22 protein-coding genes are annotated in these 22,695 nt (G+C 41.1%); 9 read left to right on the forward strand and 13 right to left on the reverse strand.

All coding sequences use genetic code 11. The features are described from left to right. Positions 1–52 precede the first annotated feature (52 nt). Positions 53–916, reverse strand: a complete 864-nt coding sequence (locus M594_RS05805) for a MutR family transcriptional regulator (protein ID WP_173876220.1) — start codon at positions 914–916, stop codon at positions 53–55. Between the two features lie 2 nt (positions 917–918). Next, entirely contained in the window at positions 919–2,820 is a 1,902-nt protein-coding gene (locus M594_RS05810) for an ABC-F family ATP-binding cassette domain-containing protein (RefSeq protein ID WP_173876221.1), read from the reverse strand. 153 nt (positions 2,821–2,973) lie between these two features. Here M594_RS05810 and M594_RS05815 point away from each other — a divergent pair, with 153 nt between their 5' ends. Further along, positions 2,974–4,692, forward strand: a complete 1,719-nt coding sequence (locus M594_RS05815) for a phospho-sugar mutase (RefSeq protein WP_000121686.1) — start codon at positions 2,974–2,976, stop codon at positions 4,690–4,692. A 111-nt stretch (positions 4,693–4,803) separates the two neighbouring features. Further along, entirely contained in the window at positions 4,804–5,151 is a 348-nt protein-coding gene (locus M594_RS05820; protein ID WP_000434637.1) for a thioredoxin, read from the forward strand. 35 nt (positions 5,152–5,186) lie between these two features. Here M594_RS05820 and M594_RS05825 read toward each other — a convergent pair whose 3' ends face one another. The 8 genes from M594_RS05825 to M594_RS05860 all read right to left on the reverse strand — a co-directional run bounded on the left by M594_RS05825 (position 5,187) and on the right by M594_RS05860 (position 12,851). Beyond that, entirely contained in the window at positions 5,187–5,996 is an 810-nt protein-coding gene (locus M594_RS05825; protein WP_000004965.1) for an MBL fold metallo-hydrolase, read from the reverse strand. A gap of 1 nt (position 5,997) precedes the next feature. Continuing rightward, positions 5,998–7,347: a cell wall metabolism sensor histidine kinase VicK gene (vicK, locus tag M594_RS05830; protein ID WP_173876222.1), complete on the reverse strand. Its 1,350-nt coding sequence runs from the start codon at positions 7,345–7,347 to the stop codon at positions 5,998–6,000. Beyond that, positions 7,340–8,047 carry a response regulator YycF gene (gene yycF / locus M594_RS05835; RefSeq protein WP_000722072.1) on the reverse strand — a complete coding sequence of 236 codons (708 nt, stop codon included), beginning with the start codon at positions 8,045–8,047 and terminating at the stop codon, positions 7,340–7,342. Before yycF ends, vicK begins: the two co-directional genes overlap by 8 nt. A 55-nt stretch (positions 8,048–8,102) precedes the next feature. After that, complete coding sequence (gene mutY / locus M594_RS05840) at positions 8,103–9,278, reverse strand: A/G-specific adenine glycosylase (RefSeq protein ID WP_173876223.1); 1,176 nt, start codon at positions 9,276–9,278, stop codon at positions 8,103–8,105. 188 nt (positions 9,279–9,466) lie between these two features. Beyond that, positions 9,467–10,441: a phosphate acetyltransferase gene (gene pta / locus M594_RS05845; RefSeq protein ID WP_000451571.1), complete on the reverse strand. Its 975-nt coding sequence runs from the start codon at positions 10,439–10,441 to the stop codon at positions 9,467–9,469. A 43-nt stretch (positions 10,442–10,484) separates the two neighbouring features. After that, positions 10,485–11,381, reverse strand: a complete 897-nt coding sequence (locus M594_RS05850; RefSeq protein WP_173876224.1) for an RluA family pseudouridine synthase — start codon at positions 11,379–11,381, stop codon at positions 10,485–10,487. Beyond that, entirely contained in the window at positions 11,378–12,196 is an 819-nt protein-coding gene (locus M594_RS05855; RefSeq protein ID WP_000799056.1) for an NAD kinase, read from the reverse strand. The genes M594_RS05850 and M594_RS05855 overlap by 4 nt, the downstream gene beginning before the upstream one ends. Next, positions 12,180–12,851: a GTP pyrophosphokinase gene (locus M594_RS05860; RefSeq protein ID WP_000171682.1), complete on the reverse strand. Its 672-nt coding sequence runs from the start codon at positions 12,849–12,851 to the stop codon at positions 12,180–12,182. Before M594_RS05860 ends, M594_RS05855 begins: the two co-directional genes overlap by 17 nt. Before the next feature lie 128 nt (positions 12,852–12,979). Between M594_RS05860 and M594_RS05865 the strand changes: the two genes are divergently transcribed. From M594_RS05865 to M594_RS05895, 7 genes are all read left to right on the forward strand, one after another. After that, the gene (locus tag M594_RS05865) at positions 12,980–13,549 is read left to right on the forward strand and encodes a CYTH domain-containing protein (RefSeq protein WP_173876225.1); all 570 of its coding nucleotides are present in this window, start codon (positions 12,980–12,982) and stop codon (positions 13,547–13,549) included. A gap of 112 nt (positions 13,550–13,661) precedes the next feature. Continuing rightward, the gene (locus M594_RS05870; RefSeq protein WP_173876226.1) at positions 13,662–14,621 is read left to right on the forward strand and encodes a ribose-phosphate diphosphokinase; all 960 of its coding nucleotides are present in this window, start codon (positions 13,662–13,664) and stop codon (positions 14,619–14,621) included. 9 nt (positions 14,622–14,630) lie between these two features. Beyond that, complete coding sequence (locus M594_RS05875; protein WP_173876227.1) at positions 14,631–15,746, forward strand: cysteine desulfurase family protein; 1,116 nt, start codon at positions 14,631–14,633, stop codon at positions 15,744–15,746. A 4-nt stretch (positions 15,747–15,750) separates the two neighbouring features. Then, entirely contained in the window at positions 15,751–16,098 is a 348-nt protein-coding gene (locus M594_RS05880; RefSeq protein WP_102211579.1) for a DUF1831 domain-containing protein, read from the forward strand. A gap of 7 nt (positions 16,099–16,105) precedes the next feature. After that, positions 16,106–16,321, forward strand: a complete 216-nt coding sequence (locus tag M594_RS05885) for a DUF4649 family protein (protein WP_000462491.1) — start codon at positions 16,106–16,108, stop codon at positions 16,319–16,321. 82 nt (positions 16,322–16,403) lie between these two features. Next, positions 16,404–17,045 (forward strand): redox-sensing transcriptional repressor Rex, encoded by a 642-nt coding sequence (locus M594_RS05890; protein WP_000653417.1) that lies wholly within the window; start codon positions 16,404–16,406, stop codon positions 17,043–17,045. Positions 17,046–17,062: 17 nt separating this feature from the next. Beyond that, positions 17,063–17,752: a gamma-glutamyl-gamma-aminobutyrate hydrolase family protein gene (locus M594_RS05895; protein WP_125454481.1), complete on the forward strand. Its 690-nt coding sequence runs from the start codon at positions 17,063–17,065 to the stop codon at positions 17,750–17,752. Here M594_RS05895 and radC read toward each other — a convergent pair. The 3 genes from radC to M594_RS05910 form a co-directional block, all read right to left on the reverse strand. Continuing rightward, complete coding sequence (gene radC / locus M594_RS05900; RefSeq protein WP_000286931.1) at positions 17,749–18,429, reverse strand: RadC family protein; 681 nt, start codon at positions 18,427–18,429, stop codon at positions 17,749–17,751. The genes M594_RS05895 and radC overlap by 4 nt on opposite strands. A gap of 42 nt (positions 18,430–18,471) precedes the next feature. Next, complete coding sequence (gene pcrA / locus M594_RS05905; RefSeq protein ID WP_000992841.1) at positions 18,472–20,763, reverse strand: DNA helicase PcrA; 2,292 nt, start codon at positions 20,761–20,763, stop codon at positions 18,472–18,474. Between the two features lie 184 nt (positions 20,764–20,947). Further along, a complete protein-coding gene (locus M594_RS05910) occupies positions 20,948–22,618 on the reverse strand; it encodes a formate--tetrahydrofolate ligase (protein ID WP_173876228.1) in 1,671 nt (556 codons plus the stop codon). Positions 22,619–22,695 lie beyond the last annotated feature (77 nt).

Genomic DNA, 22,695 nt, shown 5'->3' on the forward strand with positions numbered 1-22,695 from the left:
TATTGTATCAAAACCGAAAGGAGCTTTTTCATTTTTCCCTTATTTGGGAAAATTAATCTTTGACAAATTTTTCGTAGTGTTCCTGATAGTAGGCTACTTGCTCTGGAAGACCTAGCACGTCAAAAATATGCATGGCCTCTTGCATCTGCTTACAGCCTTCTGTACACTGTCCTTTTTGGTATAAGGCAAAGCCTTTTAGGTAATGGAAAATATTACGCTCATAAAGCTTAATACCTTTACCAATAATCTTCTCTGTATAAGTCTCAAAATAGCTTGCATTGTCAAAAGAAAGATGCTCTAAACAATGCTGGTAACAATTGAGGGCCAAAATCAACACTAATCTCTTATGGCGACCAATCTCTTGGTAAAATTCCTCCCTCTCCATAACTTCTCTACCAATCCGAGTGACATAGTCCACATCGTAGAAACTATAGAGGTTACCGAAAAGAATCAACTCATACATGGTCCATTCTTCTGTTTTGAAGAGATAATCTGCTACCTTATCCAAATCATCTTGCTTCATATGATAACTCGAATCTCTTTGACAAATCAGACCTTGCAACAAAATCCAGTTCAGCTCAAAATAAAGGGGATTCGTCGAACTCTTAGCCTTTTCAAGTTGTTCTCTTTGAAGCTTTTGAAAACCTGCAATATCATTTGAGTAGTAAAGCGGAATAATTTGTCCCATCATGGCAACATGTTCATGATTGTGAAAATTTCTTGCCTTGTCCATGAAATTTTCGATTGTTACATGAATGTTATCCAAAATCTCAAAGAAACGCGAGACTGCTAGGTCAGACTCCCCAAGCTCAAAGCGAGATAACTGAGAGGTTGAACAGGACTCCCCTGCCGCCTCCTTTAAAGAATAATTTCCACTTGTACGAAATTCACGAAATACTTTTCCAAGATGTTCCATCTTTACACCTGCTCTGATAATTCTTCCCACTCAAGCATGGCTTCTTCCTGACGATGGCTGATTTTGTCCAACTCAGCCTGCAATTCCATGAGTTTGCTGGCATCGTTTGTTTCCAACATTTGTTCAGAAATGTCTTGGCTTTGACTTTCTAACTCTTCAATTTCAGCTTCTAGACTTTCGATTTGTCGCATAAGTTTACGAACTTCTTTTTGACTTTCTTTCTGAGCTTGATAGTCATTAACTGAGCTTGCTTCTTTTACTTGATTGCTGGTTAAAGCTTCCTCTGTAAGACTGACTTCCATTTCAGCCTTTTTATCAACATAATAGTCGTAATCTCCAAGGTAGAGAGTCGAACCATTCTCAGACAATTCTAGAACATGAGTTGCTACACGATTGATAAAGTAACGGTCGTGGCTGACAAAAAGCAAGGTTCCATCAAAGTCAATCAAGGCATTTTCTAGCACTTCCTTGCTATCAATATCCAAGTGGTTGGTTGGCTCATCCAGAATCAAAAAGTTGTTGTTTTCCATAGACAATTTAGCCAAAAGCAAACGAGCTTTCTCGCCACCAGACAGCATGCCGACCGATTTTTTAACATCATCTCCCGAGAAAAGGAAGGCACCTAGACGGTTACGAATTTCAACTTCTGGTGTCAGTTTAAAATCATTCCAAAGTTCATCCAGTACAGTATTACTTGGTGTCAGCTTGCTTTGAGTTTGGTCATAGTATCCAACCTCAACATTAGCGCCAAATCGCTTTTCCCCCTTGATAAAAGGAATCTGGTCCACTATAGACTTAATAAAGGTTGATTTGCCAATACCATTGGGACCAACTATAGCAACAGCATTCATCTTACGAAGGTCTAAGTTGATAGGCTCTGACAGGACTTCCCCATCATAGCCAACAGCTGCATTTTCAACAGTCAGGACAACATTACCCGACGTTTTTTCAGACTGGAAGGTCATGTTAGCAGATTTCTTACCAGTTTCAGGCTTGTCTAAACGCTCCATTTTTTCCAGCTGTTTGCGGCGAGATTGGGCACGCTTGGTCGTTGAAGCTCGGACTAAATTGCGATTGACAAAGTCTTCCAGAGCTGCGATTTCCTTCTGTTGCTTTTCATAGTTTTTTGCCTCAGTAGCTAGCTTTTGCTCCTTCAACTCTACAAAACGAGAGTAATTGCCCACATAGCGGTCCAAAGAATGCTTGGTCAAATCCAGCGTAATTGTCGCAACCTTGTCCAAGAAATAACGGTCATGGCTGACAATAATAAGGGCACCGCTATAATTTACCAAGTAATTCTCTAGCCAGGCAATAGTTTCAATATCCAAGTGGTTGGTTGGCTCGTCCAATACCAAGAGATTTGGCTTTTCAAGGAGCATTTTAGCCAGTGCCAGACGAGTATTTTGACCACCAGAAAGCTCAGCAATTTTCATCTGCCACATAGATTCGTCAAACTTGAATCCATTTAAAATCGCTCGTATATCAGCTTCATAGGTAAAGCCATCTGCCTGACGAAAATTTTCAGATAAGCGGTCGTAATCTGACATCAGCTTATTCAAGTCCTCACCAAACTTTTCACCCATCTCCAACTCCATCTGGCGAAGTTGCTTCTCAGTCCGACGTAAATCATCAAAGACATGAAGCATCTCATCGTAGATGGTATTTTCAGACTCAAAACGGCTATCTTGGGCTAGGTAAGACAGAGAAATATCTTTTTTCTTATTGATTTCTCCACTAGTTGGCTCCTCTTCTCCAACCAAAATCTTCAAAAGAGTAGACTTACCTGCACCATTTTTCCCAACAAGAGCAATTCGATCTCGTTCATCAACTTGCAGGGTGATATTATCAAAAAGAACCTCTCCTGCAAAAGAACGTTCAATTTTATTAGCTTGTAAAATAATCATACAAACAGTATAGCATGTTTCCCTAAGGCATTCAAGACTTGATAAACCAGCATATGACACCACTTTTCTGAAAATTATGCTACCGTTTTACTAAAACGCTAAAAAGTGCTATAATGTGAACGGTTAAAACAATTTACAAAAAGGAGAATTTCAATGTCTTACCAAGAAAATTACCAGAAATGGGTTGATTTTGCGGAGCTTCCTGACTACCTTCGTCAAGATTTGGAAAATATGGACGAAAAAACTAAGGAAGATGCCTTCTATACAAATCTTGAATTTGGTACTGCAGGTATGCGTGGCCTGATTGGTGCTGGTACAAACCGCATCAACATCTACGTTGTTCGCCAAGCTACTGAAGGATTGGCTCGTTTGATTGAGTCAAAAGGTGGAAACGAAAAAGAACGAGGTGTAGCAATTGCCTACGATAGTCGTCACTTCTCACCTGAGTTTGCCTTTGAATCTGCGGCAGTTCTTGCTAAACACGGCATCAAATCTTACGTATTTGAAAGCCTTCGTCCAACTCCAGAATTATCATTTGCAGTTCGTCACCTCAACTGTTTCGCAGGTATCATGGTCACAGCCAGCCACAACCCTGCACCATTTAACGGATACAAGGTTTACGGTGAAGACGGTGGACAAATGCCTCCACACGATGCAGACGCTTTGACTACTTATATCCGTGCAATCGAAAATCCATTTGCAGTTGAAGTTGCTGATGTGGAAGCTGAAAAAGCTTCTGGCTTAATTGAAGTTATCGGCGAAGCTGTTGATGTAGAATACCTTAAAGAGGTTAAGGACGTAAACATCAACCCAGCCTTGATTGAAGAATTCGGTAAAGACATGAAAATTGTCTACACACCACTTCATGGTACTGGTGAAATGTTGGCTCGTCGTGCTCTTGCCCAAGCAGGATTTGACTCTGTTCAAGTCGTTGAAGCGCAAGCAACTGCTGACCCTGACTTTTCAACTGTAAAATCTCCAAACCCAGAAAGCCAAGCAGCTTTTGCTCTTGCTGAAGAACTTGGTCGTCAAGTTGGTGCAGATGTTCTTGTGGCAACTGACCCTGATGCTGACCGTGTTGGTGTTGAAGTTCTTCAAAAAGATGGTAGCTACCTCAACCTTTCAGGTAACCAAATCGGTGCTATCATGGCTAAATACATCTTGGAAGCCCACAAAAATGCTGGAACTCTGCCTGAAAATGCAGCACTCTGCAAATCTATCGTATCAACTGACTTGGTAACGAAGATTGCTGAAAGCTACGGCGCAACTATGTTCAACGTCTTGACTGGTTTCAAATTCATCGCTGAAAAAATCCAAGAATTCGAAGAAAAACACAATCACACTTACATGATGGGATTTGAAGAAAGCTTCGGTTACTTGATTAAACCATTCGTACGTGATAAAGACGCTATCCAAGCTGTTCTAGTCGTTGCTGAACTTGCTGCCTACTATCGTTCACGTGGTTTGACACTTGCTGACGGTATCGAAGAAATCTACAAAGAGTACGGCTACTACGCAGAAAAAACTATCTCTGTTACCCTTTCTGGTGTCGATGGTGCTGAACAAATCAAAGCGATCATGGCTAAATTCCGCAACAATGCTCCAAAAGAATGGAACGCAACAGCTATCACTGTCGTAGAAGACTTCAAAGCTCAAACTGCTACTGCTGCTGACGGTACCGTTACAAACTTAACAACTCCTCCAAGTGATGTTTTGAAATACACACTTGCTGACGGTTCATGGATTGCTGTTCGCCCTTCAGGTACAGAACCAAAAATCAAGTTCTACATTGCAGTTGTAGGTGAAACCAACGAAGAATCACAAGCTAAAATCGCTAACATCGAAGCAGAAATCAATGCTTTTGTAAAATAAAGCCCTATAAAAGATGAGACCAACCAATCTCATCTTTTTTTCGTATCAAATCTAAGCAATTTTAGAAACTTTATGGCATACTAGACTTATCAATGAAAGCGAGGTAATCTCATGGAACAATTTTTAGATAATATCAAAGACCTTGAAGTCACTACAGTTGCGCGTGCGCAAGAAGCTCTTGATAAAAAAGAAACTGCAACCTTCTTTATCGGTCGCAAAACTTGCCCTTACTGCCGTAAATTTGCAGGTACATTGGCAGGTGTCGTAGCTGAAACCAAAGCTCACATCTACTTCATCAACAGTGAAGAACCAAGCCAACTCAATGAGTTGCAAGAATTCCGCTCACGCTACGGAATTCCAACTGTACCAGGCTTCGTTCACATTGCAGATGGACAAATCAATGTCCGTTGCGACTCTTCAATGTCAGCGCAAGAAATCAAAGAATTTGCAGGATTGTAAAAGATATAAAAAAGAAGGCACATTCGCCTTCTTTTTTATATCTCTGTCAATGGTGTTGCGGTATCCGGTGAGGTATCATAAACCTTAAAGTCTACTCCTACACCTAGATCAGCTTGTGCTAGCTGATTAACCATGGTCATGTGAGCCAGTTCCTTGATATTGTTTTCCTTAGATAAATGCCCAAGGTAGATCTTCTTAGTGCGGTTTCCCAAGGTACGAATCATAGCTTCAGCACCGTCCTCGTTAGAAAGGTGACCCAGATCCGATAGTATTCGTTGTTTGAGTCGCCAAGCGTAAGAACCTGCTCGCAAAATCTCTACATCATGGTTGGACTCGATAAGATAGCCATCTGCATTTTCGACAATTCCTGCCATTCGATCACTAACATAACCTGTATCAGTCAGCATGACAAAACTCTTATCATCCTTCATAAAGCGATAGAATTGTGGTGCAACCGCATCATGGCTAACACCAAAACTCTCAATGTCGATATCTCCAAAGGTTTTGGTTTTACCCATCTCAAAAATGTGCTTCTGAGATGAATCCACTTTGCCAAGATACTTGCTATTTTCCATAGCCTGCCAGGTCTTTTCATTGGCGTACAAATCCATACCATACTTGCGAGCCAAAACACCCACTCCATGAATATGGTCAGAATGCTCATGCGTAATCAAGATGGCATCCAAGTCCTCTGGTTTGCGATTTATTTCAGCAAGTAAGCTGGTAATTTTCTTGCCCGACAAGCCTGCATCCACTAAAAGCTTCTTTTTTGGAGTTTCCAGATAAAAGGAATTTCCACTGGAACCCGACGCTAAAATACTGTATTTAAAGCCTGTTTCACTCATTCTAGTCTTCTACTTCGTCCTCCCATACTTCTTCCTTCACTGCATCCTTATCATAAGGGAGCACAATGGTGAAGGTTGATCCCTTACCGTATTCACTCTTGGCCCAAATAAAGCCCTTATGTTGTTTGATAATCTCTTTAGCGATAGCTAGTCCTAAACCAGTACCACCTTGGGCACGACTTCTAGCACGATCCACACGATAAAAACGGTCAAAGATACGTGGTAAATCTTGCTTTGGTATCCCCAATCCTTGGTCTGAAATGGATAAAATCATCTGATCATCAGTTGTCTTCATGGTCACTGTGATTTTCCCACCATCTGGAGAATACTTGATGGCATTGTTAAGAATATTATCAATCACCTGTGTCATCTTATCTGTATCAATCTCTATCCAAACTGAGGTAATGGGATAATCTCTCACCAGTTCGTATTTCTTCTCTTCGTCCTGCCCTCTTATCTGATCAAAACGGTTGAGGATAAAGGTAATAAAAGCTGTGAAGTTAATCAGTTCGACATCTAGGTGACTGGTTGCATTATCAATACGTGAAAGATGGAGGAGATCCGTCACCATCCTCATCATACGGTTGGTTTCATCTAGAGACACCTTAATAAAGTCTGGCGCGACAGGTTCTGACAAGGCCCCCTCATCCAAAGCTTCAAGATAGGATTTTACGCTAGTCAAAGGAGTTCGTAACTCATGACTAACGTTGGAAACAAAGAGTCTCCGTTCGCGCTCCTCCTTCTCCTGCTCCGTCGTATCGTGTAAAACAGCAACCAAACCAGAAATAAAGCCAGACTCACGACGAACCAAGGCAAAACGTACACGAAGGCTCAGATATTCACCATTGTCATCCTGAGAATCAATCATTAGCTCAGGAACTTGGGTAATCAAATCACGAAGTTCATACTCATCTTCAATCTTAAGCAATTCTAGAATACTTTTATTGAGAACCTCTTCCTTCTGAACACCTAGCTGTTTCTTAGCCATATCATTAATCATAGTAATCTTACCACGACGATTGGTCGCAAGGACACCATCTGTCATGTAAGAGAGGATACTGTGCAATCGTTTACTCTCTTGTTCCAGATTTTCTTGGGTCAAGCGAATTACTTCTGATAAATCATTGAGATTATTGGTAATATTAGTAATTTCAGAGCTTCCTTGCATATCCAATACCTGAGAATAATCTCCTGCAATCAAGTCTTTGACTTTTTGATTAATTTGCTTCAACCGAATATTATCTCGCCGATTTTCTAGCAAAAGCAAGGTAACAATCAAGATAAAACCCAATAAAATTAAAATGAAGATAAAATCACTAGTAAGAATATTTTTTCTAATCAATTCAATCATTATTTCTCATATAATAACCAACACCACGACGTGTTAGGATATACTCTGGACGACTAGGTGTATCTTCAATCTTCTCACGCAAACGTCTGATAGTTACGTCAACAGTCCGAACATCTCCGAAATAATCATAACCCCAGACCGTTTCAAGCAAATGTTCACGTGTAATCACTTGACCAATATGAGACGCCAAGTGGTACAAAAGCTCAAATTCACGGTGGGTTAAGTCTAGTTCTTCACCGTATTTTTTAGCTACATAAGCATCTGGTACAATCTCCAAGTCCCCAATTTGCAAGGGTTGGGTTTTCTTTTCATCTGATTCTTGATTATCTACAGAAACCAAATCCGTACGACGAAGAAGAGCTTTAACACGCGCCTGCAACTCACGATTTGAGAAGGGTTTGGTTACATAGTCATCCGCTCCAAGCTCTAAACCGATAACCTTATCAAACTCACTGTCTTTAGCTGACAGCATGATAATAGGTACACTACTCGTCTTACGAATAGTCTTTGCAACTTCTAAACCATCAATTTCGGGAAGCATCAAATCCAGAATAATAATATCTGGTTGCTCTGCTTCAAATTGTTCTAGTGCTTCACGACCATTAAAAGCAGTTACAACCTCGTAACCTTCCTTGGTCATATTAAACTTGATAATATCCGAGATTGGTTTTTCATCATCTACAATTAATATTTTTTTCATTTGTTCACCTTTTTCTCTACTATTATATCAAAAAAATAACAAGAAGACACAATAGCTAGTCTTTGCTATTGTCTAAGTTGGCTTGTGCATAAGCCTGCCAGATTTTTTGTTGGGGTTTGGCAAGTGGGTAATTCTTAAACTCTTCTGGTGAAAGCCAGCGAACTTCCCTATCTGAAAAGTTATGAAAGTCAGTCACCTGGCCTGCTACAATTTGAACATGCCACTTGCGATGACTAAAGACATGCTTGACAGTGTCAAAATAAACATCAAGCCAATCAACTTCTAAGTCATAGTCCTGCTGGAAACTCTCTTCTGGACTAGGACCAAAGTTCACATTTTCTTCTGCAACCTGATGAAAGAGGTCAAACTGCTCTTCTTGCGAAAAGTTATCAACTTCTATCAAGGGGAAATGCCAAAAACCTGCCAATAGCTTTTCACTTTCATTTTTTTCAAGTAAAAATTGTCCTTGAGTATTTTTGACCACCAAGGCTTTAAGATAAATTGGGACAGGCTTTTTCTTAGGTGCCTTAATTGGATAACGGTCCATTGTGCCGTGCTGATATGCCGCACTAAAGTCCTTAACTGGGCTTTCTTCTGGTCTGGGATTTACAGGCGCCTCAATATCTGATCCCAAGTCCATCAAGGCTTGATTAAAGTCACCAGGCCTTTCTGGGTCAATTAAAATTTCCATCATTGCCTGAAAAATTTTGCGATTGCTTGGAATGCCAATATCGTGGTTGACTTCAAACAGACGTGCCAGCACTCGCATGACATTACCATCTACAGCCGACTCAGGCAAGTTAAAGGCAATACTGGAAATGGCTCCTGCTGTGTAGGGACCAATCCCTTTCAAGCTGGAAATTCCTTCATAGGTGTTTGGAAATTGACCACCAAAGTCAGCTATAATCTGCTGAGCCGCAGCCTGCATATTGCGTACTCGAGAATAATAACCCAAACCTTCCCAAGCCTTCAACAAACGCTCTTCAGGGGCAGTTGCCAAACTTTCCACTGTCGAAAACCAGTCCAAGAATCGTTCATAGTATGGAATAACTGTATCCACCCTGGTCTGCTGGAGCATAATTTCAGACACCCAGATATGATAAGGATTTTTACTTCTACGCCAGGGTAAATCTCTTTTGTTTTCATCATACCAGGCGAGAAGTTTCTCACGGAAAGAAATGATCTTCTCCTCCGGCCACATGACAATACCGTATTCTTTCAAATCTAACATATCTCTAGTATAACACAGAAGGTTCTAACTGTCCTTTTCCTAGTATTAATACTCTTCGAAAATCAAATTCAAACCACGTCAACGTCGCCTTGCCGTACTCAAGTACAGCCTGCGGCTAGTTTCCTAGTTTGCTCTTTGATTTTCATTGAGTATAAAAAGCCTCTTCCCAAAGGAAAGAGGACTAAATCTTATTGATGAACTGCTTGGGCTGCTGTGATAAGGGTCAACTTGTAAACATCATCTGCATTACATCCACGAGAAAGGTCGTTAACTGGCTTGTTCAAACCTTGCAAAACAGGTCCAACAGCCGCAAAACCACCAAGACGTTCAGCCATCTTGTAACCGATATTTCCTGCCTCGATACCTGGGAAGATGAAGACATTTGCTTGACCAGCTACCGTACTTCCAGGAGCTTTCAGAGCTGCAGTTTCTGGAACAAAGGCCGCATCAAATTGCAACTCACCATCGATTTCAAGGTCAGGGCGCAAGTCGTGAGCAATTTTAGTTGCTTCAACAACCTTATCAACGCTTTCTCCAAATCCTGAACCTTTAGTAGAATAGCTTAGCATAGCAATTTTAGGTTCGATGCCAAACATCTTAGCTGTAATTGCTGAGTTGATGGCAATTTCAGCCAAGGCTTCTGCATCTGGATTGATGTTGATGGCACAGTCACCAAATAGGTAACGTTCCGTACCACGAACCATGAGGAAGGCACCTGAAGTACGAGTAACATTTGGACGAGTTTTGATGATTTGAAGAGCTGGGCGAACTGTTGAAGCAGTTGAGTGAATCGCACCTGACACCATTCCATCAACCAAGCCCAGGTATACTAACATAACACCAAAATAGTTGACATCTTCTACCAAAACCTTGCGTGCATCTTCTTCAGACATTTTGCCCTTGCGACGCTCTACCAAGGCAGCTACCATTTCTTCAAATTTATCGTAGTGTTGAGGATCGATGACTTCATAACCATCCTCAATACCTTCGATTTCAAGATAAATTTTAATTTTTTCAGGATTTCCAAGCAAAACAGGAATTACTTCTGTTTCTTTTACCAGGCGTTTAGTCGCTTGAAGAATACGAGGTTCTTCCCCTTCAGGGAGAACGATACGAGCATTTTTACCAACTAAGTTGGCTTTGAGACTTTCAAAAACTTCCATGAGTTTTCTCCTTTAAGATAATAATTATACTCTGAAACAGTTTTTATAGAGTATTAGTTGATAACTGGGTAATAAGGTTGCTGAAATCATCCGGCAAGGGACTATCTAACTGCAAATCTTGCTCTAAAAATGGATGATAAAAGGATAGGTAATGGCAATGAAGGGCCTGACGTTGGATGCCGTCATCCAAGCTACCACCATACAAATCATCTCCCAACAGAGGAAAACCGATATGAGAAAAATGGACTCGGATTTGGTGGGTTCGCCCAGTGTGCAGACGAATATCGACCAAGTGAATATTTCCATAAGAAGCTACAATCTTGTAAGAAGTATGAGCATACTTTCCACCTTTAGCTACACGTCTGGTAATAATGGAATCTTCATCACGCGCAATCGGAGCAATAATTTCCCCCTCTGACTCCAAGCGTCCATCGCCTTTAACCAAAGCAAAGTAGCGTTTTTCAATGGCCTTCTTCTGCAACTGCTTGTCTAGTCGTGCATGGGCATAGCCGTGCTTGGCAAAGAGCATCAAACCAGAAGTGTCCCTATCAAGTCTGGTCACAATGTGAACCTGCTGATTTTCATAGTTTTGCTTGACGTAGTAACCCTTGATAAAATTGGCAACGGTATTAGAGTGATTGACACTAGGAATAGAAGCCACTCCATAGGGTTTATTCAAGACTAGAAAATGGTCATCCTCATAGAGAATATCCAGTGGTCGCTCGATAGCTTCGAGAGTTTCAAAACCTTCCTCAGCAGGAATGTCAATGATAACTCGGTCTCCAATATCCAATAGATACGTCGCATTTTGTGGTTGATCATTGACCAGTATAGCTCCACCTCGAAACTTAATCTTAGCCAGCAGCCCCTTAGAAACCTCGTGCTTTTTTAAGAAGGTCTTAACCTTGACATGCTCATCTGCGATAAATTCAAACCTCATTCGTCCACCTCGCCGATGAAAGCATCCTTAACACGGTTCCAGAAACTGGTATGGCTAGGTGATGCGACAAAGTGAATCTTATGATGGTCGATTTGATACTCAATTCGCTCAATATTGCGGAAGGAATAAACGCTATTGTCAACCGAAATGGTATGGTAATCGTTTCTCGTTGGGATGAGTTCAATCTTATCCTTCTTAGGAACAATAATAGATGAACCCAAGGTTCGATAGACACGATTATTAAGGCTGGCAATTTCCGTCAACTGAAGAGCTTCAATGGTTGGGTGTAAAACAGCTCCACCAAGCGACTTGTTATAGGCTGTGCTACCAGTCGGTGTCGAAACTGTTAGCCCATCTCCACGAAAACGTTCAAAGTGGACACCGTTAATCACAACATCCGCCACCATGGTTCGATCAGACCTGCGGATGCTGGCTTCATTTAATGCTCTGAAAATCTTCACTTCACCATTTTCGAGAAAAACCTTCACATTCAGAACAGGGTAAGAGACTCTTGCTCCGGTATCTAGCTGCAAATTAGTCACTAGCTTGTCCAACTCAAAATCACGGTAGTCCGTATAGAAGCCCAAATGTCCAGTGTGAACACCAATGAAGCGGACCTTGTCAAGCTGGTTTTCGTACTTATGAAAGGCCGACAAGAGCATACCATCACCACCGATGGAAATAACGATATCTGGATTGGTATCATTGAGTATAAACTGATTTCTCTTCAAACGATCTCGCAATTCATACAAAACCCTTTGACTCTGTGGTTTTCTATTAGCTATCAGGTCAATTCGTTTACCTGTATTCTTCATCTGTATCGTCACTGTTTCCTACACCATCATTTAATTTTCTACTCAAAGGATCAAAAAGTGCCTGGGCTTCCTGGATATCATCTCGAATTTTACCCATTTCTTCATCCAACTGATGGGCAATTTTGGCAGTAATTTCCAGTCTCTTTTTAATTTCCTCTGGGAAATCCCCTTGGTACTTGTAGTTGAGAGAATGTTCTATCGTTGCCCAGAAATTCATGGCCAAGGTACGAATTTGAATTTCCGCCAAAATGGTCTTGGCTCCATTGATGGTATCAACTGTATATTCTACTACCACGTGATAGGAACGGTAGCCTGATGCTTTTCGATGAGTAATGTAATCTCGCTCCTGTATGATCCGCATATCCTGACGTTTGCGCAAAATCTCCACTACTTCCTTAACGTCATCTACAAACTGAACCATCACACGCAAACCAGCAATATCTTGCAAATCGTGCTCTAAGGTCGCATAAGTAATGCCACGCCGAGCCATTTTTTCCTTGATACTTTCAATTGGCTTAACTCGACCAGTCACAAACTCAATTGGAGAATGCTTATTTTGTTTACGATATTGCTTACGAATACCACGAAGTTTAATCTTTAACTCACCAACAGCTTGAATGTAAGGATCTAGAAATTCTTCCCATTCTAAGGTCATATATTCTCCCTTGTTCTCATATTATCCTTCAAAAATATCTTTGATTTTTTCTCCGGATTCATATACAATAAATACAATGCTTATTATACCATAAATCCGCTTTCAACGATAAAGAAAAGGTAAGAAAAATGAAACATTTAGAAATTGAATTGAAAACACTATTGAAAAAAGATGAATATAATCGTCTAAAAGACCAGTTCACAGGTGTCACTCCTGTTCTTCAAAAAAATTACTACATCGACACGCCTGATTTTGAACTGCGAGAAAAGAAAGTTGCCATTCGCATTCGAACCTTTGAAGACTGGGCAGAATTGACACTCAAAGTCCCGCAAAGTGTTGGAAACATGGAATACAACCAAAAATTGCAACTAAAAGATGCTGAAAACTATCTGAGCAAGAAAGAACTACCTCAAGGGCTAGTATTAGATAAATTGGCGAAACATGGTATCCAAAGTAAAAAATGGCAGGTTCTTGGTTGTCTAACAACTCTTCGCTATGAAATGCAAACACCAATTGGCCTCATGGCACTGGATGAAAGTCAGTACTTTGATATTACAGATTACGAATTAGAGCTTGAGGTGGAAAATCACGAGCAAGGAAAGCAAGATTTCCAGCAATTTTTAGAGAAAAATCAGATTGCTTACCAAAAAGCTCCTTCAAAATTGGTTCGATTTGTCAAAAGCATGAAAAATAGCTGAAATAATCTCTATTTTTTGGTAAAATAGAAAAGATAAAAATACACAAAACCTAGTTCATATATGTAAAGCAGATATAACTCGGTTTTATAAAGTTTACAGAGGACGGTCTATAATGTCAGATAGAAAAAATATGAAACTTTTCGCGCTCAACTCTAACCAAGAGATTGCACAAAAAATTGCGGATGCTGTCGGTATTCCACTTGGAAAACTGTCATCACGTCAATTTTCTGATGGAGAAATCCAAGTAAATATCGAAGAAAGTGTCCGTGGTTATGATGTTTACATCATCCAGTCTACAAGTTTCCCTGTTAACAACCACCTAATGGAATTGTTGATCATGGTCGACGCTTGTGTACGTGCAAGTGCCCACAGTATCAACGTTGTCCTTCCATATTTTGGCTATGCACGTCAAGACCGTATCGCTTCACCTCGTGAGCCACTTACAGCGAAACTAGTTGCCAATATGCTAGTTAAGGCTGGTGTCGATCGTATCCTTACGCTTGATTTGCATGCCGTTCAGGTTCAAGGCTTCTTTGACATCCCTGTCGATAACCTTTTCACAGTTCCCCTATTTGCAAAACATTATTGCGATAAGGGCCTACTCGGTTCAGATGTTGTCGTGGTTAGCCCTAAAAATTCAGGTGTAAAGCGTGCTCGTAGCTTAGCTGAATATCTTGATGCTCCTATCGCCATTATCGATTACCCTCAGGACGATGCAACTCGTAACGAAGGTTATATTATTGGTGATGTTGAAGGTAAGAAAGCCATCTTGATTGATGATATTCTTAATACAGGACGCACCTTCTCTGAAGCTGCTAAAATCGTTGAACGTGAAGGAGCCACAGAAATTTATGCTGTTTCTAGTCACGGTCTCTTCGTTGAGGGAGCTGCTGAACTTCTTGACAATACTAATATTAAAGAAATTCTTGTGACTGATTCAGTAGCAACAAAAGAAAAAACTCCTAAAAACGTATGCTACATCACTGCTAGTGAGTTAATTGGTGATGCCATCGTCCGTATCCACGAAAGAAAACCAGTCAGCCCACTCTTTGCCTACAACAAAAAGAAATAAGGTGATTCTTTGATTTATTTGGACAATGCTGCAACGACTCCCATGTCAGCAGTTGCTATTTCAGCTATGACCAAGGTTATGCAAGAAACCCACGGAAACCCTTCTAGTATTCATGGTCATGGTCGTCAAGCTGGCAAACTCTTGCGAGAAGCTCGTCAGGAACTAGCCAAGTTACTGAAGACAAAACCTCAACATATCTTTTTCACTTCTGGTGGTACTGAAGGCAACAATACTGCTATCATTGGTTACTGCCTTCGTCACCAAGAGCAAGGAAAACATATCATCACAACTGCTATTGAGCACCATGCCGTCCTTGAAACTATTGATTACTTGGTTCAACACTTTGGGTTTGAAGCAACCATTATCCAACCAGAAAATCAAGAAATCACAGCCCAACAAATTCAAAATGCTTTACGTGATGATACAATTTTGGTTTCTACCATGTTTGCCAATAATGAGACAGGAAACCTACTTCCCATTGCTGAAATTGGCCAAATACTCAAGCAACACCCTGCTGCATATCATGTCGACGCAGTTCAAGCTATTGGTAAAATACCAATTCACCCCGAAGAATTGGGCATTGATTTTCTCACTGCTTCTGCCCATAAATTCCATGGTCCTAAGGGAATCGGCTTTCTCTACGCATCTAGCATGGATTTTGATTCCTATCTACATGGCGGAGACCAAGAACAGAAAAAACGTGCAGGGACTGAAAATCTGGCTGCCATCGTAGGTATGATAGCAGCCTTAAAAGAAGACCTAGAAAAGCAAGAAGAACATTTTCAACATGTACAAAATCTAGAAACTGCCTTTCTGGCAGAGCTAGAGGGAGTTCAGTATTACCTGAATAGAGGCGAACACCATCTCCCTTATGTTCTTAATATTGGATTTCCTGGCCAGAAAAATGACCTCTTACTCCTTCGTCTAGATTTGTCTGGAATTTCAATCTCTACTGGCTCAGCCTGTACAGCAGGCATAGTCCAATCCAGCCATGTTCTTGAAGCTATGTACGGAGCAAATTCAGAACGCTTGAAGGAATCCGTTCGTATCAGTTTGTCGCCACAAAATACTGTTGAAGACCTACATACCCTAGCAAAAACCTTAAAAGAAATTATCGGAGGTTAGCCATATGGCATTTGAAAAAACCATTCAGTTAAAAAATTGTCGTTACGACTACACTCTTAGCCCTTCTGTTAAAAAATTCACCCTTAAGGATAACACCTTTTTTGAGACTAAGATTGGTAACTATGAATTGACTCGCCTTTTGGAAAAAGTTCCGAACAGCGGTGAGGGATTCCAACTCAAAATCATCATTAACAAGGAACTTACAGGGGCTAAAATCAATATCACTGACAAGTTTGGGCTACGTCTGGTTGATATTTTCAAATCAGAAGACCACCACATTCATCAGGAAAAATTCTATTTTCTCATGGATAGTTTAGTAGAGCGTGGTGTCTTTACAAAATCGGAAAGATAGAGCCAAAATGTTTGAACTGACCTATAAGGACAGCTATCATGTAGAGCGCACTCTCAAGTATGAGGATTACGAGGCTCTCATGCTGGCTCTATCAGGATGTGTGACTCTGCCAGATACACTTTATGTAACTTCTTTGACCTTTAAAGGGCAGGAAGTTTACCAAGGTCTGGTCGGAGACCTCTACCGTTTTCTATCACATGCAGATTTTTTACATCAAAACTAAGATTTTTCTTAGTTTTTTCTTGTTTTTGTTGATTTTTTCACAATGTTTCTATAAAATAGAAGAATAGAAAGGTTGTGATTTTGTGAAAGATAAACAGTCTGCTATTCCAAAAGCTACAGCGAAAAGACTCTCTCTCTACTATCGAATTTTTAAGAGATTTCATGCAGAAAAGATTGAACGTGCCAACTCTAAGCAAATTGCAGAGGCCATTGGAATTGATTCAGCGACCGTACGTCGTGATTTTTCCTATTTTGGTGAACTGGGTCGTCGTGGCTTTGGCTACGATGTCAAAAAACTGATGACGTTTTTTGCCGATTTACTCAATGATAACTCCATCACCAATGTCATGCTGGTAGGTATTGGAAATATGGGCCATGCCCTTCTCCACTACCGCTTCCATGAGCGTAACAAGATGAAAATTATCATGGCCTTTGACCTAGATGACCATCCTGAAGTCGGTACCCAAACTCCTGATGGGATTCCTATTTACGGAATTTCTCAAATCAAGGATAAAATCAAGGATGCTGATGTGAAGACTGCTATCCTGACCGTTCCTAGCGTTAAGTCACAAGAGGTTGCTAATCTCTTGGTGGATGCTGGCGTAAAAGGAATTCTCAGTTTTTCACCAGTCCATCTGCATTTACCAAAAGACGTGGTCGTTCAGTATGTCGATTTGACAAGTGAACTCCAAACTCTCCTCTACTTCATGCGAAAAGAGGATTAGAAAGCGAAAATCATTTTATGAAAAAACCAGTTATTGGGATAACAGGAAACGAAAAAACTCATCCAGATGATGACATCATGATGAGTTACGCAGCAAAAGGCTTTGTTGAAGGCGTTAAAGACGCTGGAGGGATTCCCATCATCCTACCGATTGGTGATCAAGAAATGGCTAGCCACTATATTAGTTTGATTGACAAGCTCATCTTGACAGGTGGGCAAAATGTTGATCCAAAATTCTATGGTGAACCAAAAACCATCGATAGCGATGACTACCACCTTCAAAGGGATATCTTTGAACTGGCCCTCATCAAGGAAGCTATTAACCAGAAAAAGCCAATTTTTTCTGTCTGCCGTGGGACTCAACTCTTTAATGTTGCCATGGGTGGAACTTTGTATCAAGATATCGAAGACCACTGGCAAGATTGTTCTGCCGAGTACACAACTCAACGCTTGATGACAGAACCAAATACTGTTCTTCGAGAAATCTATGGAGAAATTTCCCATATCAACTCCTTCCACCACCAGAGCATCAAAGATTTAGCACCAAATTTAAAGATTGCGGCCCATGATCCTAAAGATGGTATCATTGAAGCTGTCATGAGTACGGATGATGTTGCCTTTCTCGGTGTCCAATGGCACCCAGAATTTCTTTTTGAAAATCGTCCCAAAGATAAAAACCTCTTTGACTATATCGTTAATGAACTTTAGATTAAATCTGTCTTTTCTCGATAACTAAAGTAACTGGAGTGAGAGACAATCAAATGGTCCAAGAGGACAATTCCCATCAGATCGCAGGCTTCTTTGACAAGTTTAGTGACATGATCATCATTTCGGCTAGGTGCCACCGCTCCTGAAGGATGATTATGAACCAAGATGAGAGAAGTCGCCATATGCTTGATAGCATAGTGAAGAATCTCTCGCGGTTCAGCAATACTACGAGTGGCAGAACCGATAAAAATGGTCTGTTGATGGATGATTTGATTTTGAGTATTGAGATAGAGCGCCACCAGGTGCTCTTGTTTTTTATCCCCCAATTCCTGTTGCATCTTCTTGGCCAACTTTTGACTGCTGAGAATACTTTCCATCTCAAGGGTTTCGTGTTTATGAATACGATGGCCCAGTTCAATCATGGCTTGTAACTCTATTGCCTTAACTCGTCCGATACCAGATAGACTCTGCAATTCCTGCAGTGTCATTTTTTTCAAATCTGTTAGGCTTGAAAGATTATTCAAGACTTTCTGGGCAATTTCAAAAACACTGGCCTGACGTGTTCCTGTTCTGAGTAAAATAGCTAGCAACTCTTGGTTACTGAGCGCTTCCACTCCTTCTTGGGCAAGTCTTTCTCTTGGCAATAGTGAATCTTCTTGGAATGAAATACTGTACATAAAAATCCTCCTCACTTTATTATTCGTGAGAAGGATGAAAAATTAGATTTTTTTCTCAATTGGGGCCACACTGGCCAAAAGTTTTTTCAAACCAACTTCTGGGAAATTGATTTTTAATTCCTGCGTAGCACCGCTACCTGAAACTTCCAGAACAGTTCCCTCTCCCCATTTCTTGTGGAGGGCAATGTCACCAATGGACCAATTTGTTTCGCTAGACGCTGATTTTGCACCAGCTGTAAATTGACCAAATGGGAGACCGCTTGACTGGATAGTTTTTGGGGCCGCACTGCGTTTACGGTCTTGAAGAGCTTGAGCCAAACTCATACCTTGACCGAAGGCAAGGCCACCACTACTATATGATGCTTTAAAGCTTGTATTTGCTGGACGAGCCAGACCTTGATACTCAAGCAAGTCTGAACTGATTTCGTTAATAAATCGAGTAGGACGGTTGTAGTTGGTACGACCAAAAAGCAGGCGTGAGTTGGCATTTGTCAGATAGAGGATTTTCTCTGCACGCGTAATTCCTACATAGGCCAGACGGCGCTCTTCTTCTAGTTCATCTTGATCTTCAGCAGCACGACTAAGTGGAAAGACATTTTCTTCCATCCCAATCAAAAAGACAACTGGAAACTCGAGACCTTTGGCAGCATGCAGGGTCATTAGAGTAACTTCTGATGTCTCCTGACTACCTGAATCGGTGTCCGCAATCAAGGCTAAATCATTTAAGAAACGACTCAGTTTGTCCAGACCAGTTTCTTCTTCTGGCTCATCAGAGGTGTCATCAAAGTTTTTCGTCACAGAAAGGAACTCTTCAATATTTTCAACCCGAGCCTTACTTTCCAGAGTTGCTTGGGCATTAAGAATATCAACGTAACCTGTTTTTTCTAGAACCGCCTCAACCAACTCTGTAATATTTAATTGATCTAGCTGCTCTCGCAAATCCAGAACCATATTGGCAAAATCCCAGATAGACTGGGCTGCTTTACCCTTGATACCAGACAACATGATATTGGCAGAAGCATCCAGCATGGACATGTTTTGCATATTCGCAAAGTCACGAATTTTCTCAACTGTACCTGGGCCAATTCCACGTTTAGGCTCGTTGATAATACGCTCAAAACTGATATTGTCACTCAAATTAGCAATGAGGTTGAGATAAGCGATAATATCTCGGATTTCCTTACGGCTGTAGAACTTGGTTCCGCCAACCATGGTATAAGGGATATTTGACTTGAGCAAGGCTTCCTCAATAGTACGGGACTGGGCATTAGTCCGATAGAGAACTGCAAAATCCTTGTGAAGGAAGTTTTGACTGCGACTAAGTTCATCGATGGTTCTGGCTACAAATACAGCCTCATCCAGCTCATCATCAGCACGATAGTAAACGATTTGCTCCCCATCAGCATTCTGGGTCCAGAGATTCTTAGGACGGCGGTTTTTATTGTTTTTAATGACCTCGTTGGCCGCTTGGAGAATAGTTTTAGTTGAACGGTAATTCTCCTCCAGCAAAACAACCTTGGCTTGGGGATAATCTTTCTCGAAATCCAAAATATTCTGCATATCAGCACCACGCCAACCGTAGATAGACTGGTCCGCATCCCCAACCACACAGATATTTTTAAAACGGGAAGCCAAGAGTTTGACCAATTGATACTGAGCGTGGTTGGTATCTTGGTACTCATCAACATGGATGTACTGAAACTTCTGCTGGTAGTAGGTCAAAACATCAGGATTTTGATCAAAGAGACGCAAGGTCAGCATAATCAAATCATCAAAATCAACGGATTCAGACTGACGAAGTTCTTTTTGATAAGCTGTGTAACACTGGGCTACGATTTGCGTGTACATATCGCCAGCTTGGGCAGCATAGGCAACATCATCAATCAGATCATTCTTAGCATTGGAAATTGTTCCTAAGATGCTCCGTTCATTCCATTTTTTCGGATCCAGGTTCAACTGCTTAAGAATGCGTTTCATAAGAGTTCGCTGTTCACCAGGATCGACAATTGTAAAATTACGGTTGTAGCCAATATGGTCCGCATCGCGACGCAAGATACGAACACACATGGAGTGAAAGGTCGCAATCAAACAGTCCTGAGTGGCTGGATTGAGGCCATAAGCACGTTCCTTCATCTCACGCGCAGCCTTATTAGTAAAGGTAATGGCCAAGATATTCCAAGGATTGACCAGCTTTTCATCAATCAGATAAGCAATGCGGTGGGTCAAAACTCGGGTCTTTCCAGAACCAGCCCCCGCCATGATCAACAAGGGACCTTCTGTCGTTTGCACCGCCTCAGCCTGACGGTCATTCATTCCATTTAATAATGCGTTCATCTTCTCTTCCTTACTCTTGAAGTCAATATTTCCATTATATCAGAATTCGAGGAAAATATCTTTAACTAGAATGGTTACGTATAGTAAACAACTCTCTCATCAACTGAAGACAACTACTTCTATCTAGATAAAAAATGAGCTTGGATTAAAATCTCCAAACTCATTTAAAGTCAATTACAATCTACTAGAACAAGCCTAGAACAGTTCCGTCGCTTTCAACATCCATGTTGAGAGCTGCTGGTCGTTTTGGAAGGCCTGGCATGGTCATGACATCACCAGTTAAAGCAACGATGAAGCCTGCACCTAATTTTGGTACCAATTCACGAATGGTAATTTCAAAGTTTTCAGGTGCTCCAAGTGCATTTGGATTGTCTGAGAAACTGTATTGAGTTTTAGCCATACAGATTGGCAATTTGTCCCAACCATTCTGAACGATTTGAGCAATTTGCGTTTGGGCTTTCTTCTCAAAGTTGACTTTGCTACCACGGTAGATTTCAGTAACAATTTTTTCAATCTTTTCTTGAACAGAAAGGTCATTGTCATATAAACGTTTGTAATTAGCTGGGGTTTCAGCAATTGTCTTAACAACTGTCTCAGCAAGTGCTACCCCACCTTCTGCGCCATCAGCCCAGACACTAGCCAACTCAACTGGTACGTCGATTGAAGCACAGAGTTCTTTCAAGGCTGCAATTTCAGCTTCAGTATCAGATACAAATTCGTTAATAGCTACGACTGCAGGTACTCCAAATTTACGGATATTTTCAACGTGGCGTTGCAAGTTAGCAAAACCTGCACGAACTGCTTCTACATTTTCTTCAGTAAGAGCGTCTTTAGCCACACCACCATTCATCTTAAGGGCACGAAGGGTTGCAACAATAACTACTGCATCTGGAGATGTTGGCAAGTTTGGTGTCTTAATATCAAGGAATTTCTCAGCACCAAGGTCTGCACCAAAACCAGCTTCAGTAACTGTATAATCAGCCAAGTGAAGAGCTGTTGTAGTTGCCAAGACTGAATTACATCCATGAGCAATATTGGCAAATGGACCACCGTGTACAAAGGCAGGTGTACCGTAAATTGTCTGAACCAGGTTCGGCTTAATCGCATCCTTCAAGATCAAAGCTAAAGCACCTTCAATCTGCAAATCACCTACAGAAACAGGTGTACGATCATAGCGATAACCAATAACGATATTCGCCAAACGGCGTTTCAAGTCCTCGATGTCTGTTGCCAAGCAAAGAATTGCCATGATCTCTGAAGCAACTGTAATGTCAAAGCCATCCTCACGTGGAATACCATTTAGAGGGCCACCAAGCCCAACTGTTACATGGCGAAGAGCACGGTCGTTCAAGTCCACAACACGTTTCCAAAGGATACGACGTTGGTCAATTCCCAACTCATTCCCTTGGTGCAAGTGGTTGTCAATCAAGGCAGAAAGCGCATTGTTGGCAGTCGTAATGGCATGCATGTCTCCAGTGAAGTGAAGGTTGATGTCTTCCATTGGCAGAACTTGAGCGTAACCACCACCAGCGGCACCACCCTTGATACCCATTACTGGACCAAGAGATGGTTCGCGAATAGCAATCATGGTTTTCTTGCCAATCTTGTTCAAGGCATCCGCAAGACCAATGGTAATAGTTGATTTTCCTTCACCTGCAGGTGTTGGATTGATGGCAGTAACCAGAATCAATTTTCCAACTGGATTGCTCTCAACTGCACGAATTTTATCAAAGCTGAGCTTAGCCTTGTACTTTCCATACAACTCCAAATCGTCGTAAGAAATACCAAGTTTCTCTACAACATCAACAATTGGCTTCAACTCAATACTCTGTGCGATTTCAATATCTGTTTTCATTCAAAACTCCTCTAACCTCTTATATGATAACTCATTATAACACAAAACAAGATTTTTAACATCCTAAAACTCTCTAA

The organism is Streptococcus mitis (assembly GCF_013305725.1).
Classification (GTDB): domain Bacteria; phylum Bacillota; class Bacilli; order Lactobacillales; family Streptococcaceae; genus Streptococcus; species Streptococcus mitis_BO.

Bases quoted from the DNA above. Each gene is read 5' to 3' on its own strand.
- M594_RS05825 (WP_000004965.1), bottom strand. From the start codon at position 5,996: ATGAGTGAAACAGGCTTTAAATACAGTATTTTAGCGTCGGGTTCCAGT.
- M594_RS05865 (WP_173876225.1), top strand. From the start codon at position 12,980: ATGAAACATTTAGAAATTGAATTGAAAACACTATTGAAAAAAGATGAA.
- M594_RS05855 (WP_000799056.1), bottom strand. From the start codon at position 12,196: ATGAAGAATACAGGTAAACGAATTGACCTGATAGCTAATAGAAAACCA.
- vicK (WP_173876222.1), bottom strand. From the start codon at position 7,347: ATGATTGAATTGATTAGAAAAAATATTCTTACTAGTGATTTTATCTTC.
- M594_RS05870 (WP_173876226.1), top strand. From the start codon at position 13,662: ATGTCAGATAGAAAAAATATGAAACTTTTCGCGCTCAACTCTAACCAA.
- M594_RS05910 (WP_173876228.1), bottom strand. From the start codon at position 22,618: ATGAAAACAGATATTGAAATCGCACAGAGTATTGAGTTGAAGCCAATT.
- M594_RS05895 (WP_125454481.1), top strand. From the start codon at position 17,063: ATGAAAAAACCAGTTATTGGGATAACAGGAAACGAAAAAACTCATCCA.
- pcrA (WP_000992841.1), bottom strand. From the start codon at position 20,763: ATGAACGCATTATTAAATGGAATGAATGACCGTCAGGCTGAGGCGGTG.
- M594_RS05820 (WP_000434637.1), top strand. From the start codon at position 4,804: ATGGAACAATTTTTAGATAATATCAAAGACCTTGAAGTCACTACAGTT.
- M594_RS05810 (WP_173876221.1), bottom strand. From the start codon at position 2,820: ATGATTATTTTACAAGCTAATAAAATTGAACGTTCTTTTGCAGGAGAG.
- yycF (WP_000722072.1), bottom strand. From the start codon at position 8,047: ATGAAAAAAATATTAATTGTAGATGATGAAAAACCAATCTCGGATATT.
- radC (WP_000286931.1), bottom strand. From the start codon at position 18,429: ATGTACAGTATTTCATTCCAAGAAGATTCACTATTGCCAAGAGAAAGA.
- pta (WP_000451571.1), bottom strand. From the start codon at position 10,441: ATGGAAGTTTTTGAAAGTCTCAAAGCCAACTTAGTTGGTAAAAATGCT.
- M594_RS05885 (WP_000462491.1), top strand. From the start codon at position 16,106: ATGTTTGAACTGACCTATAAGGACAGCTATCATGTAGAGCGCACTCTC.
- M594_RS05805 (WP_173876220.1), bottom strand. From the start codon at position 916: ATGGAACATCTTGGAAAAGTATTTCGTGAATTTCGTACAAGTGGAAAT.
- M594_RS05860 (WP_000171682.1), bottom strand. From the start codon at position 12,851: ATGACCTTAGAATGGGAAGAATTTCTAGATCCTTACATTCAAGCTGTT.
- mutY (WP_173876223.1), bottom strand. From the start codon at position 9,278: ATGTTAGATTTGAAAGAATACGGTATTGTCATGTGGCCGGAGGAGAAG.
- M594_RS05815 (WP_000121686.1), top strand. From the start codon at position 2,974: ATGTCTTACCAAGAAAATTACCAGAAATGGGTTGATTTTGCGGAGCTT.
- M594_RS05880 (WP_102211579.1), top strand. From the start codon at position 15,751: ATGGCATTTGAAAAAACCATTCAGTTAAAAAATTGTCGTTACGACTAC.
- M594_RS05850 (WP_173876224.1), bottom strand. From the start codon at position 11,381: ATGAGGTTTGAATTTATCGCAGATGAGCATGTCAAGGTTAAGACCTTC.